Source organism: Vibrio sp. 1069 (genome assembly GCF_033340555.1).
Genome location: NZ_JAWOWP010001036.1, coordinates 1 through 502, shown reverse-complemented (window position 1 = coordinate 502; position 502 = coordinate 1). Strand labels below are relative to the sequence as shown.

Annotated in this window: 1 protein-coding gene; it reads left to right on the top strand. The window is 46.6% G+C overall.

Going from position 1 to position 502, the window contains the following annotated elements; translation table 11 throughout:
• On the top strand, nucleotides 1-502 hold a 502-nt coding region (locus R7040_RS30465; protein WP_318098191.1), incomplete at both ends, for an MFS transporter.

Sequence of the window (502 nt, the reverse complement as noted above, 5' to 3'; positions counted from 1 at the left end):
CGGGTTAACTGGTTGTTTGCTGCCTCAACGTTAGCGCTTTCATTCAGTTTGGTGCCAATGGCGGTCTTGTCCGAATCCATTGGTCGTAAGCCAGTCATGATGGTTGGCTTATTCTCTATTCCTGCCATTTCTGCGTTGATGCTACTCGGAGACTCATTTATATTTTTGGTGGCATGCCGAGCATTAATCGGAATCGCTTTAGCCGCATTTGCCGCTGTTGCCGTCGCATACATGGCAGAAGAACTTGATAAGCACGCATTTTCAATGGCCATTGGTACTTACATTGCAGCAAACTCATTAGGTGGTATCGCAGGACGTATTAGCGGCGGTTTGTTAGCGGATAACTTTAGTGTCGATGTCGCCATCGAAGTCATGATGGTTGTAACACTGATTGGCGTAATCTGCGTGCACTACTTGTTGCCAAAACAGCGCAACTTCACACCTTCATCCAGCAGCTTAAGACACCAAAATCGTGCTATTATTGGCCACTTTCGAAATCAGC